Annotated in this window: 12 protein-coding genes; 5 read left to right on the top strand and 7 right to left on the bottom strand. The window is 64.5% G+C overall.

Features of this window, described 5'->3' with window-relative positions:
* Positions 1 to 571: 571 nt before the first annotated feature.
* Complete coding sequence (gene thiI, locus OXF11_06870) at positions 572 to 1,774, bottom strand: tRNA 4-thiouridine(8) synthase ThiI (protein ID MCY4486826.1); 1,203 nt, start codon at positions 1,772 to 1,774, stop codon at positions 572 to 574.
* Between the two features lie 47 nt (positions 1,775 to 1,821).
* On the opposite strand from thiI, the gene OXF11_06865 reads away from it, so the two are divergent.
* From OXF11_06865 to OXF11_06855, 3 genes are read left to right on the top strand one after another with little or no spacing between them, the layout of a single operon-like run.
* Positions 1,822 to 2,148, top strand: coding sequence for a cupin domain-containing protein (locus OXF11_06865; GenBank protein ID MCY4486825.1), 327 nt, complete (start codon positions 1,822 to 1,824; stop codon positions 2,146 to 2,148).
* 33 nt (positions 2,149 to 2,181) lie between these two features.
* Positions 2,182 to 2,598 (top strand): nuclear transport factor 2 family protein, encoded by a 417-nt coding sequence (locus OXF11_06860; GenBank protein MCY4486824.1) that lies wholly within the window; start codon positions 2,182 to 2,184, stop codon positions 2,596 to 2,598.
* The gene (locus OXF11_06855; protein MCY4486823.1) at positions 2,595 to 3,314 is read left to right on the top strand and encodes an SDR family NAD(P)-dependent oxidoreductase; all 720 of its coding nucleotides are present in this window, start codon (positions 2,595 to 2,597) and stop codon (positions 3,312 to 3,314) included. Before OXF11_06860 ends, OXF11_06855 begins: the two co-directional genes overlap by 4 nt.
* A 78-nt stretch (positions 3,315 to 3,392) precedes the next feature.
* Here the strand turns inward: OXF11_06855 and moeB are convergent, their stop codons facing one another.
* The 6 genes from moeB to OXF11_06825 form a co-directional block, all read right to left on the bottom strand.
* Positions 3,393 to 4,565, bottom strand: coding sequence for a molybdopterin-synthase adenylyltransferase MoeB (gene moeB / locus OXF11_06850; protein ID MCY4486822.1), 1,173 nt, complete (start codon positions 4,563 to 4,565; stop codon positions 3,393 to 3,395).
* Between the two features lie 68 nt (positions 4,566 to 4,633).
* Entirely contained in the window at positions 4,634 to 5,695 is a 1,062-nt protein-coding gene (locus OXF11_06845; protein MCY4486821.1) for an amidohydrolase family protein, read from the bottom strand.
* Between the two features lie 39 nt (positions 5,696 to 5,734).
* Positions 5,735 to 6,832 carry an amidohydrolase family protein gene (locus OXF11_06840; GenBank protein MCY4486820.1) on the bottom strand — a complete coding sequence of 366 codons (1,098 nt, stop codon included), beginning with the start codon at positions 6,830 to 6,832 and terminating at the stop codon, positions 5,735 to 5,737.
* Positions 6,833 to 6,896: 64 nt separating this feature from the next.
* Positions 6,897 to 7,988 (bottom strand): amidohydrolase family protein, encoded by a 1,092-nt coding sequence (locus OXF11_06835; GenBank protein ID MCY4486819.1) that lies wholly within the window; start codon positions 7,986 to 7,988, stop codon positions 6,897 to 6,899.
* Positions 7,989 to 8,312: 324 nt separating this feature from the next.
* Positions 8,313 to 9,023 (bottom strand): hypothetical protein, encoded by a 711-nt coding sequence (locus tag OXF11_06830; GenBank protein MCY4486818.1) that lies wholly within the window; start codon positions 9,021 to 9,023, stop codon positions 8,313 to 8,315.
* Between the two features lie 256 nt (positions 9,024 to 9,279).
* On the bottom strand, positions 9,280 to 10,476 hold the full coding sequence (locus OXF11_06825) for an amidohydrolase family protein (GenBank protein MCY4486817.1): 1,197 nt from the start codon (positions 10,474 to 10,476) through the stop codon (positions 9,280 to 9,282).
* Between the two features lie 185 nt (positions 10,477 to 10,661).
* Here OXF11_06825 and OXF11_06820 point away from each other — a divergent pair, with 185 nt between their 5' ends.
* Both OXF11_06820 and OXF11_06815 read left to right on the top strand, forming a co-directional pair.
* Positions 10,662 to 11,696: an ABC transporter ATP-binding protein gene (locus tag OXF11_06820; GenBank protein ID MCY4486816.1), complete on the top strand. Its 1,035-nt coding sequence runs from the start codon at positions 10,662 to 10,664 to the stop codon at positions 11,694 to 11,696.
* Positions 11,659 to 12,624 (top strand): ATP-binding cassette domain-containing protein, encoded by a 966-nt coding sequence (locus OXF11_06815; protein ID MCY4486815.1) that lies wholly within the window; start codon positions 11,659 to 11,661, stop codon positions 12,622 to 12,624. Before OXF11_06820 ends, OXF11_06815 begins: the two co-directional genes overlap by 38 nt.
* The last annotated feature ends 277 nt before the right edge of the window (positions 12,625 to 12,901 follow it).

Raw genomic sequence — 12,901 nt, 5'->3', positions numbered from 1 at the left:
GTCTGCACGCACCAGACCTTGCGGCCCGAGGCATACACCCGAATGCCGAAGCCCGGCAGGTCCCGGTCCCAGACCACGGTGTCGCCCGATTCCACGGCGAGCGCATCAATGGCGCGTTTGGTGAGCTTGACGGGTGGGCGTGCGGGCATGGGGGAATTTCCTCCGGCCTCGGAACTCGAAACGAAAACCCGAAACCGGAGAAAATGCTATCAGGACCGTAATCGAAACGCAACCCACTGGACTCGCAGCCTGGAGTGTGGGCTGTCATCATCTGGCGTGGCTTGACCGAAGAGCACAGGGGCATGAGTCATTCGGAAACCACTATAACCCACTGTATTTTAGGGAGTTATCGGATGGCTGTCGCGACCGGGCTTGACATGGCAGCGTTTGTCCGCGACCCGAGAAATCGTGGAAAAACAGGTGAGATCAGTATACAATATATGGGTCTTTTTCGCCGTCGGCTGCGTTACTCTTCCTCGCGTGGTACCCGCCACTGCTCGTCATCGCGCCTTGCCGACAACGAAAAATCCTCCGCATATTATTATGCGAATTAACCAGACACCACACTAGGTCACGCCTCCGGGAAGGAAAAGCGTTCGACCTCCACGTGATCCGCTCCCAGGCCCGTTAGTTCCTCGAGGTCCAGCGCCGCTTCGGCCTCGCGCACCCGCCGCAGCGTGGCCTTCACCGCCGGATGGCGCGGCACGAAGAGCTGGCAACAGTCCTGATCGGGCAGCACCGAGGTCTCGAACGTTCCGATGCCCATGGCCTCGTCGATGATCTCCTGCTTGTCCATGCCCACCAGAGGACGCAGCACCGGGAGCCGCGCGGCCTCCTCGATGACCGCGATGTTGGGCAGCGTCTGGGACGCCACTTGTGCCAGGCTCTCGCCGGTGACCAGGGCGCGGGCGCGCTCCTTGGCCGCAATGACCGAGGCGATGCGAAGCATCATCCGGCGATAGATCACCACCCGCAGGGGACGCAGCACCGCGGCCACGATGCGTCGCTGGATCTCGCCGAAGGGCACGAGATAGAGCCTGGAATGAAACTGGTAGCGCGTGAGCATGTCCACAAGCGTCTTGGCCTTCTCTTGGGAAGAGCGGTCGAGAAACGGAGTGCTGTGGAAATGGACGTAGATGAGCCGGCAGCCGCGCTTCATCATCCGGTAGGAGGCCACCGGCGAATCGATGCCACCGGAGATGAGCGATACGAGCCGTCCGCTGGCGCCGACGGGCAGCCCGCCCGGACCGGGTTTGCGTCCGAGGCTCACGAACGCGCTCGACGGCAGCATCTCCACGGAAATCGTCATTTCGGGGTGGGTCAGGTCCACCCGCGCGCCGGAGTGCGCCTGGACCAGGGCGCCCAATTCGCGGTTGATGTCGGTGGATGTGAGCGGGAAACGCTTGTCCACGCGCCGGGCCTCGATGCGGAAGGAGTCGAACGACTGTCCCTGGAGGGCCTGGAGCACGTGTTCCCCGACCGCGGACATGTCGGTGTCCGTGCGCTCCACCAGCGAGAAGTTGGCGATGCCGAAGACCCCGGCGAGCCGTGCGGTCACTTCTTCCGCGGGCACGTCGTGGTTGAAGTTCAGCAGCAGCCGCGACGAGGCATTGCGTATCTCCTTGAGCCCCAGCCCGCGCAGCGCCGTGCTGATGTTCCTTTTCAGATGGTCTACGAAATAGGCGCGGTTGCCGCGTTTCAGGGCGATCTCGTGGTACCTGACAAGGGCGGAGCGCATGTCCGAGAGATAGCAGATTCCCGTCAACTTTTGCATGCAGGATGCCTGTTGTACCATGGCGAGCAGTCGGGAGGTGCTGTTTCATGGACGTGTTCAAGAAGGTAACGGAGATTGCGCAATTCTCGCCCGAGAAGATGCAAAAGCACGGCGTCTTCGCCACCGGGCAACTGTTCTGCGACGTCTACTGCTTCGAGCCGGGACAGGCGCAAAAAGTTCACACGCATGAGGGAACCGACAAGGTCTACTTCGTGCTCGAAGGCACGGGGCTGTTCCACGTGGCCGGGGAACAGCGGGAACTCGGCAAGGACGAGGTCGTTCTGGCGCCGTCGGGCGAACCCCACGGCGTGGAGAACCTCGGCCCGGCCCGGCTCAGGCTGCTGGTGGTGATGGCGCCGCCCCCGAGCCATTGACGCGGGAATCCAGGGGCGGGGGAGGTAATAGGCATGGCCGCGGAAGATCCGGTCAACGACGTCAACCGGCGGTTCTACGAGGCGTTCGAAAGCCTCGACTTCAAGCGCATGGAAGGTATCTGGCTGCGCGAGGACTACATCAAGTGCGTCCATCCCGGCTGGGCCCTGCTCACCGGCTGGGACGCCGTGATGGAAAGCTGGAGGCGTATCTTCGAGAACACGCAGGAAATGCACTTCGGCCTGACCGACGTGCGGATCCAGATGCAAGGCGGACTCGCCTGGGTGACCTTGTACGAGAACCTGAACTCCACGTTGGAAGGCCAGAACAACGCGGCCGTGGTGCTCACCACCAACATCTATGAAGAGCGCCCGGAAGGCTGGTTCATGATCCATCACCACGGCTCGCCCGTGATGATGCGCCCGCCCGAGCCGCATCCCACCGTTCAGTGAGCCAGCTCCAGGACAAGGTCTGCATCGTCACCGGGGCGGGGCGGGGCATCGGCCGCGCCATCGCACTGGCGGCCGCGGAGAACGGTTGCCGCGTGGTGCTCGCGTCAAGGACCACGGACCAGTTGGCGGCGGTTCAGACGGCCATCGCGGAGCGCGGAGGACAGGCTTCCCCTTGCCGCACCGACCTGTCCAGCCACGAAGATCTCGCCGCCCTCGTCCAGCACACCCTCGACTGTTTCGGCACCATCGATTTCCTCGTCAACAACGCCGGCTGGGGCGTCAAGGCCAACGTCGTCAAGAGCAAGGTGGAGGACTGGGAGCGGACCCTTCGCGTCAACTTGCTGGCGCCCATGATCCTCTCCCGGCTCGTGTTGCCGACCCTCATGACCCGGCATACCGGCGCCATCGTGAACGTCTCTTCGATCTCGGGCCGGGCAGGGCAGGCAGGTTCCGCTGCCTACGCCGCCTCCAAGTTCGGGCTCATCGGCTTCAGTCAGTCGCTGTTCGAAGAGGTGCGGGAGCACGGCATCAAGGTGGCGGCCATCATGCCCGGCTTCGTCGACACCGGGATGATCCCGCCGGTCAAGCACCTGGATCGCTCCCGGATGATCCAGCCGGAGGACGTGGCCCAGGCCGTGCTCTTCGTCCTGAGCGCGCCGCCTACGGCATGTCCGGTGGAGATTACGGTGCGCCCGCAACGCACCCCGTATCGGTAAGCTGAAACTGAAACGCCATCCCCACCGAAGCGGGAATGGCGTTTGACAGGCTCGGGTTCGTAGCCTTCGAACGAATCCTCAGGCCGCTCCCTGAATGTTGCAGAACTCCTCGTAGTCGATGAGCTCGTGAATGGTGGGCTTGTCGCCGCACATGGGGCATTCGGGGTCGCGCCGCAGGCGCAACGTGTTGATCTCCATGGTCAGCGTGTTGAAATGCAGCAGCCGTCCGGCCAGGGATTCACCCTTGTCCAGGATCAGCTTGATGGTTTCCAGCGCCTGGATGGTGCCGATGAGCCCGGGCAGGACGCCCAGCACACCCGCCTCGGCGCAACTCGGCGCCATGCCCGGAGGAGGGGGCTCGGGGTAGAGGCAGCGATAGCACGGGCCGTTCCCCGGATGGAACACCGACACCTGCCCTTCGAACTGGAAGATGCTGCCGTGGACGTTGGGCTTGCCGGTCATCACGCAGGCATCGTTCACCAGGTAGCGCGTGGCGAAGTTGTCGCAGCCGTCCACCACGATGTCGTAGTCCTTGATGATCTCCATGATGTTGTCGGAACTCAGCCGCTCGGGAATGGCGATCACGTTGACGTCAGGGTTCAGTCCCTGAAGCGTCTGCCGCGCCGACTCGGCCTTGGGCTCGCCGATGCGGTCGTTGGTGTGGAGGATCTGGCGCTGCAGGTTGGACAGGTCCACCACGTCGTGATCGACGATGCCCATGGTGCCGACGCCGGCCGCGGCCAGATAATACGCGGACGGTGATCCCAGGCCGCCGGCGCCCACCATCAGCACGCGGGCGTCGAGCAGCTTCGCCTGTCCTTCCTCGCCCACCTCGGGCAGCAGGAAGTGGCGGCTGTAGCGGGTGAGCTGCTCCTGGGAGAACTGCCGGTCCTGGACGAAGTTGTAGCCCTCGTTCTTCCAGGCCGTGTAGCCGCCGGACATGGAGGTCACGTCCTCGTAACCCATCTCCTTCATGACCTTGCCGGCGAGCAGCGAGCGCACGCCGCCGGCGCAGTAGGCGATGATAGGCGTGGACTTGTCCGGCACCTCGGCGTCCATTTTCATTTCCAGGAAGCCCCGCGGCACCGACACCGCGTTGGCCAGGTGCCCCTCGCGGTATTCCTCTTTCTCACGGACGTCGAGGACCACGTGCTGGCCGTCGTTCCGCAGCACGTCTTCCACCTGCTGCGGAGACAACTCCTTCACGACGCCGCGCGCCTCGTCCATCAACTGCTGAAATGTCTTGGCCATGATCTCTCTATTCTAACCGACTGGCGCGCCGAATCAAGCATTTCATCGCGTAATCCGGCCGCGACGGGTCAGTTCAGCCGGTAGAAGCGGTTGGCGTTGTCCGCCAGGATTTTTCGCTTGGCCGTATCCGAGACGTCCTCCCGGGCGCACAGCTCGGGAATGTCCTTGAGATACTCCTCGCGCGGACGCTCGTGCGGGTAGTCGGAGGCGAAGAAGATGTGGTCCTCGCCGAAGAGCTCCACGACAAAGGGCAGGGTGCGTTCCTCCGATTCCACCGACACGTAAACGCTGCCGCTCTTGATGTAGTGGCTCGGAGAGTGCTTGAGCCGCGGCGCCCACTTCTTGCCGCGCCGCTCGTAGCCTTCGTCGAGCCGGTCCATCATGAACGGCACCCAGCCGGCGCCGGCCTCGAGGTAGGCCACCCGGAGGTCCGGGAACAGCTCGTACACCCCCTGGAACACCATGTTGGTGAGGTGTATCAGCAGCGGGATGGGATGCTCCAGCGCGTGCACCTCGGCGAAGGTGTCGAGGTGGTCGAACCCGAGACCGCCGCTCGGCGCCCCGTGGACCGCCAGCGCCATGTCCAGGCGGCAGGCCTCCTCGTAGATGGGGAAGAAGCTCTCGTGGCCGTAGCCCTTGCCCAGGGAGTTCACCGAAGGCAGCACCGCCGCCGGCATGCCCAGCTCCTCCTTGGCGTGGCGCATTTCCTTGACGGCGTCCTCGACGCTGTGCACGGGGATCAGCGCCGCGCCCAGCACCCTGGATGTCTTGTCCATGTAGTAGCGGTGCAGCCACGTGTTGTAGGCGTGGGCGATGTTGACGGCGTAGGTCGGGTCCTGGATGAGCCCGTAGCCCAGACCCGCCGTGGGATAGACGATGGTGCGGTCGATGCCGCAGTCGTCGAGAAAGGAAACCCACATGTCGCAGTCGGGATAGTCCCGGAGCCCCGACGAGCTCATGTTCGACAGCCGGGTCCACCCGTCCAGCGACGGGAACAGCGAGTACATGCGCGCCCACGCCGGCTGCCCATCGCTGCCCACGTACTTCTCGCCCATGAAGGGCATGATCTCGCTGGCGTTCTCCATGATGTGGCCGTCGCCGTCGATGACCGGAAACGCGTTTGCGCGCATGGGGTTCTCCTTTCGTCTCGAAAACGGGTTGGTGGAATATCAGGCGCCGTTGATCCCGTAGAATTGCCTGGCGTTGTCGCTGAACATCTTGTCGGCCACCCGTTGCGGGATGTCCTCACGGCCGCGGATGGTGCCCGTGAGATCCGGCTCGAACGAGGGGTCCTGATGGCCATAGTCCGATCCGATGAGCAGGTGGTCCTCGCCGATGTAGTCCACGAGATAAGGGACATCCTCGTCCGCCTCGCAGGCCACGAACAGGCGGTATTCCTGGAACAGGCCCTCGTCGGACTTGTGCTTCCAGTCGCTCTTCATCAGCCGTTTCAGGATGTGCAGCATGAACGGCACCCAGCCGGCGGAGGCCTCGATGAAGCCGAAGCGAAGGCCGGGGAACTGTTCGGGAATGCGGTTGGCCACGAGGTCCCGGAAGGCGAAGATCGGCAGCACCCGTCCTTGCGCGAACGAGAAGTTCCGCTCGACGCTGAACAGGTTGATGATGGACGGCGCGCCCATGCCCGTGTGAATGCAGATGGGCAGATCCAGTCTGGCGGCTTCCTCGTAGACCGGGAAGAAGTAGGGGTCATCCAGGGTCCGGTCGCCTTCCATGCCGCGAAAGAAGATGCCCACGGCGTCGTGCTCCTTGGCCAGGCGCATCTCGTCGATGGAAGCCTCGATGGAGCGGAGCGGCAGTACCGCGGTCCACAGCAGGCGGTTCTTCCCGGTCCGTTGCACCTCCCACATGTAGCGGTTGTATGCCTTGCACAGACCGATCTCCAGCTCCACGTCGTGGGTCAGGTAGACCAGGAACAGCGTCGGATAGATGACCTGCACGTCGATGCCGAGCCGGTCCATGTCCGCCAGCCGCACCTCCGGCCGGGTGATCTCGCGGCTGGCGATGAGGCTGTCGCTGCGCGACGATTCGAGCTTCGAGGCGGACGGCGTCACCAGCCGGAAGCCGCCCTTGCCGTTGGGCTTGGGCACGATGTTGCCGTCGATGAGCCAGAAGGCATTGCGCGGACCATAGAGTGTGTCCTCGGGTACCTTGGCCAGCACCGGGCGGCGCGGGTAGAGGTCTGCGTCGAGGTGGTCCCACATGCCGAGGGGCTCGGCGATATGCGTGTCGGAATCGATGATCATCATGGCGGGCTCGCGATTGCGGCGCCGGCCGGGAATCACGCCCCGGCGGCCGCCGCGTTTCAGCGCCTCACAGCGCGTAGAGCTGTTTCGGGTTCTCGCTCAGGATCTTGTCCGCGATGGCGGGCGACAGGTCCTCGCGCGAACGGATGGTCTGGGCCAGCTCCGGTTCGAACGAGGGATCGTTGTGGCCGTAGTCGGAACCGATGACGATGTTGTCCTCGCCCATGTAGCGGATCAGGTACGGGATGTCCTCGTCGGCTTCGCAGGCCACGAACAGCCGGTACTTCCGGAACAGCTCCACGCTGCTCTCGAACTTGAACTGCTGCTTCAGCAGACGCCGCAGGATGTGCAGCAGGAACGGTACCCAGCCCGCCGACGCCTCTATGAAACCGAAGCGCAGCTTGGGGAACATCTCCGGGATGCGGTTGTGGATGATGTCCCGGAAGGCGAAGATGGGCAGCACCCGGCCGTGGGCGAAGGTGTGGTTGCGCTCCAGGTTGAACATGTTGGTGAGGGTGGGGCAGCCCGAGCCCGTGTGGATGCAGATGGGCAGCTCCAGCGAGTTGGCCTCCTCGTACACCGGGAAGAAGTAGGGGTCGTCCAGGGTCCGGTCGCCTTCCATGCCGCGGAAGAAGATGCCCACGGCGCCGTGCTCCTTGGCCAGGCGCATCTCGTCGATGGACGCGTCCACCGAGCGGAGCGGCAGCACCGCGTTCCAGCGCATCCGTCCTCCGGCCTTCTCCTCCACCTCCCACATGAAGCGGTTGTAGGCCTTGCACAGCGCGATCTCCAGGTCCACGTCCTCGGTGAGATAAACGAGGAACAGCGTGGGGTAGATCACCTGTGTCTCGATGCCGAGGCGGTCCATGTCCGCAAGCCGCACACCCACGTCGGTGATCTCGCGGCTCGCGATGAGGCTGTCGTTCCGTTCCGTTTCCTGCGTGGCCGCGGTCGGCGTCACCAGCCTGAATCCCCCCTTGCCAGAGGGCTTCGGAAAGATGTTGCCGTCGATGAGCCAGAACTTGTTGCGCGTGCCGTACAGCGTGTCGTCGGTGATGGACGTCAGCACCGGGCGGCGCGGGTACATGTCCTCGTCGAAGAACTTCCACATCGCCTCGGGCTCGGCGATATGCGTATCCGCATCGATGACTCCTGCCATGTTAGCCTCCTGGGAGAAACGGCGCCGCGGTTGGAATGCGTGGACGCAGGGGCAGCGCCTTGGGATGTTTGTACTGCCGGCGGTGAGAGGTTGTCAAACGTGTTTCGGACGGATACGGGCTTCCCCGGCTGTGCCAAGGTAACAGAACGTTATTCCCGCGAAAGCGGGAATCCAGGCGGGGTGCGGCGGGGAATACACCCGTTTGACCCCGCTCCACCCCTGGATTCCCGCTTTCGCGGGAATGACGATGTGGGGCCTTGGTGCCGTTTCTTGTCCAAGCGAAGTCTTGACACAGGCTGTTCCGCCGGAATGACGGTTCAACTGTTATCCCTCGGCGCACAGGCGCCCGAGCCCTGGTATGGACGTCGGCCGGTCCATGCGCCGCAGACAGGCCCACAGCGCCGCCTGGTTGCTCGAAACCACGGGACGGGCGAGGCGGCTCTCCACCGCTTCGATGGTTTCGATCATGCGCGTGTTGGTGCAGCTCAGGAAGTAGCCCTCGGCTTCGTCACGGGAGTTGTCGCAGGTGATGTCCAGCCATTGCTCCGGAGTCACCGCGATGTAGTCGTCGCTTCCCGGGAGGCCCAGTCCCAACTCGTGGACCACCTCGAAGCCGGCTTCGTCCATGTAGCGCACTTCCGCCTGGTTCGTTTTCTCCACGTAGGGGCTGATGAGCACGAGCTTGCGGATCGCCAGCTCGTTGAGCGCCTCGGTGATGGCCTGGCTGGTGGTGACGGCGGTGCATCCGCTTGCCCGGCCGACCCATTCGGTGATCCGCTCCTCGCCGGCGAGGCCCCCCTCCATCGAGTTCGCCGTGCAATGGAACACGATCACGTCCGGGCTGGTGTCGGACAAGACTGCCGCGGCTTCCTCGATGGCTCCCTGGAGTTCGTCGAGGGGCTTGCTCCACTTGCCGGTCATGCGCAGGCGGGTGACGTGGATGTCCATGTCCGCCGGCGCGTAGCGGTTGAACTGGGGCTCGGTGAGCCGGTTGGCTGACGGAATGATAAGGCCGATGCGTGCCTGGGTGTTCATGGTGTTCCTCCAGTGATCCCGTTTGTCCGATGCCTGTGGGTTCGTATCGTCACGGATGCCGGTGAGAGCCCGGGCCGGTCGCCGCCATCCGTGTCCTGCCTCTAGGAGCTTGTGCCGCAGAAGACTGGTTGAATTGTCACGCCCCCGGATCGTCATTCCCGCGAATGCGGGAATCCAGGGGTGGAGCGGGGTATAGCGGCGTGTTCCCTTGCCCCACCCCTGGATTCCCGCTTTCGCGGGAATGACGATCCGGGGTCTAGGCCGGCGGGACTCCCCCGTTATGGCTGTCCCACGTGCCCATGGCCTTGGCCAGCGCCGCGGGCTCGGGCAGGTCCTTCAGATCGAAGAACTCCACGGCGTTCTTGTACAACACCTGTTCCTTCTGCTCGAAGCTCAGGTCGCCGCCGGAGATGACGTCCCGGACCGAGTAGGGGAAGTGGCAGTCCCAGTGGCAGTAGTCCGACGCGTAGAGCACGGTGGCGGCGCCCGAGGCCTCCAGCACCCGGTCCAGGCCGGTCTCCTCGGACTCGCACGAGAGCACGAGCTGGTCGCTTTGGACGACCGCGCTGGGACGGCGGCGCATCTCCGGCATCTGTGGCGCCAGCTTCTCCATGTGCTCGTCGAGGCGTTCCATCCAGAAGGGGAGCCAGCCGGCGCCGCCCTCCATGTAAGCGATCTTGAGGCTGGGATAGCGGTCGAACACCCCCTCGCCGAGCATGTGCATCATGGCGATCATCAGTTCGAAGGGGAATGCGGTCATGTGCACGTACACGTACTTGTAGAAGCGCCGGCTGCCGGCGCCCATCACGCCGGACACGCCGGGAATCCCGTCGTGGCCGGTCTGCGGATGCACCGACAGCGGCATGCCGATTTCCTGGGCCGCGGCGTAGATGGGGTCGAACATGGGGTCGCCCATGTTCCGGCCGTAGACGTTGGTGGGCAGCATGGCGGTGGTGGCGCCATGGTCGGCCAGGTAGTGGAGCTCGCGCACGGCCGCGTCGGGGTCCTGGCAGGGGATGAGCCCCACCGCTCGCAGGCGGCTGGTGTCCGCGGAGCAATATTCGATCAGCCATTCGTTGACCGCGCGGCAGAGGGCGCCGGCCAGACCCTTGTCCATGATCCCGTTCACCGTGAGCGCGATCTGCGTGCCGAAGATCACCGCCACGTCGATGCCTTCGAGGTCCATGTCCTTGAGGCGTTCCTTGGGGTCGGTCATGCCCGGTCGGCCCTTGCGTGCCTCTTCGGTCATCGGCCCCGTCACACCCGGCCCAGGTCCCTCGTTGGCCGGCCAGATGCGCCCCTCCAGCATCAGGCGGTTGCCGCCCCGATTGTCCTTGAGACGTACCGGCGCCAACGACTTGTACTTCTCGGGCAGCCAGGGTTTGAAGTCGATGTCACCCTCGTTGACGTGCCCGTCCGCGTCGATGACCAGTGTGTTCCCGAAGTTATCCATTGAAGTTTCTCCAAGCAGGGTCTCGCGTTGGTGTGTCGGAACCGCGGCCGCCGCGCGGCCCCGGGCGATGCTGCCGTTCCGGAGGCGGCTACGGTGTCGGTGCGCTCCTTGAAGTTACGGTTACTACTACCATCGATTTTGTGTCAAGATGCGTTGGGCCGCCGTTCCGCGCTCCTGTGGATGTCATGGACACGCTCGCCAACGCTCCCCGCGCACCGCTCCTGGAAGTCAAGGACCTGAGGACGTACTTCTTCACCCGCTGGGGCACGGGCAAGGCGGTGGACGGCGTTTCCTTCTCGCTCGGCGAGCGCGAGTCCCTGGGACTTCTGGGCGAGTCCGGCTGCGGCAAGAGCATGACCAGCCTGTCGATCCTGCGGCTGGTGCCGCGCCCGGCCGGCCGCATCGTCGGCGGCCAGGTGCTGTTCCAGGGCCGGGACCTGCTGCGCCTGTCCGAGGAGGAGATGCGCCGGGTCCGGGGGCGGCAGATCGCCATGATCCTGCAGGACCCCCTCAGCACCCTCAACCCGGTGTTCTCCATCGGCGACCAAGTGGCGGAGCCGTTGCGCGTGCACCGCATCGTGCCGCGCTCGGGCATCCGGGAGCGGGTCGCGAAGCTCCTGAGCCTGGTGCGCATCCCTGCGCCCGAGTCGCGTCTCAAGGACTATCCGCACCAGTTCAGCGGCGGCATGCGCCAACGGGTCGTGGGCGCCACGGCCATCTCCGCCGGCCCCAAGGTCCTTATCGCCGACGAGCCCACCACCTCCCTGGACGTGACCATCCAGGCCCAGTACCTGCGCCTTCTCAAGGAAATACAGAAGGAGTCCAACCTCTCCATCCTCTACATCACCCACGACCTGGGCACGCTCGCGCGCATCTGCGACCGGGTGGCGGTGATGTACGCCGGCAAGATAGTAGAGCAACTGACGGTGGAGGACCTGTTCGAGCGCCCGGCACATCCCTACACCGAGGCACTGCTCCAGTCGGTGCCGCGCATGGACCGCAAGGTGCACCGTTTTGTCTCCATCGAGGGGAGCCCGCCGCTGGTCCACGATCTCCCACCCGGATGCGCCTTCGCGCCCCGTTGCCCGCGGGCACAGGACATCTGCCGGCGCGAGTTCCCGCCGGTGACGAAGCTGGACGACGGCCACAGCGTGGCGTGCTGGCTGCACGCGAAGGATCCCCATGACTCCGTCCCTGCTGGAAGCCAGGAACGTCCGTAAGCATTTCCCCGTGACCAAGGGGTTGATCCTCGGCGGCAACATCGGCTGGGTGCGCGCCGTGGACGACGTGAGCTTCCGCATCGACACGGGCGAAACGCTGGGGCTCGTGGGGGAGTCGGGTTGCGGCAAGAGCACCACGGCCCGGCTCGTGCTGCTGTTGGAGCAGCCCAGTTCAGGCGAAATTCTGTACGAAGGCGTGGACCTGCAGCAGATGTCCGGCGACGACCTGCGGCGCTACCGCGCCACCGTGCAGGCGGTGTTCCAGGACCCCCATAGCTCTCTCAACCCCAGGATGCGCGTGGGCGGCATCGTCGGTGAGCCGCTGGAGGTGAACGGCGGGCTCGCACGGGGAGAGGTGCGCGGGCGCGTGGCCGAGGTCCTGCGCAACGTCAACCTCGACCCCGCCTTCGCCCGCCTCTACCCCCACGAGTTCAGCGGCGGCCAGCGGCAGCGCATCGCCCTGGCGCGAGCGCTGGTGACCCACTCCCGCCTGATCGTCCTGGACGAGCCCGTAGCCTCCCTGGATGCCTCCATCCGCAGCCAGATCATCAACCTGCTCAAGGACCTCCAGGACGAGCACGGCCTCAGCTATCTGCTCATCACCCACGACCTCGCCGTCTCCCGGCACCTGAGCCACCGGGTCGCGGTCATGTATCTCGGCCGGATCGTCGAGGAAGGCACCGCCGACACCCTCTACGGCGAGCCCCTGCACCCCTACACGAAGGCTCTCATCGCCGCTGCCCTGCCGGTGCGCGCGGGAACGCAGGACGACACCGTCGTCGCCGGCGAAGTCCCCAACCCCATGGACCCGCCCTCCGGCTGCCGCTTCCACCCGCGCTGCCCCCTGGCCATGCCGCGGTGCGCGGAAGAGGAACCAACGCTCCAGGAGGTCGCCCCGGAGCGGAGCGTGGCCTGCCACCTGTTCTGACAGGGAGATGCAGACCTTCATTGGTAGTGGTTAAATTTGACAGTCTCCAATCATCCACATACACTTAGACTCCATTGATCCTGCGTATACGCTTCCCGGTGTACGCTTGCGGCCTATCCAATGATTGTCAGCACAAAGCCTAACCCAAGTTTAACATAGGTAAATGAAAGTCATTATAATTCGGGGGGTTAGCGGGTCGATTTTTTTCTTCTGGCACTACATTCTGGTGTCTTAACGATAATACTGAGAGTTCAGACGGTCAACTTTTTGATGCCGC

Source organism: Deltaproteobacteria bacterium (genome assembly GCA_026712905.1).
Taxonomy (GTDB): Bacteria; Desulfobacterota; Binatia; order UBA9968; family JAJDTQ01; genus JAJDTQ01.
Note: the sequence above shows the minus strand (reverse complement) of the source record. Positions and strands in the feature narration are given on the sequence as shown.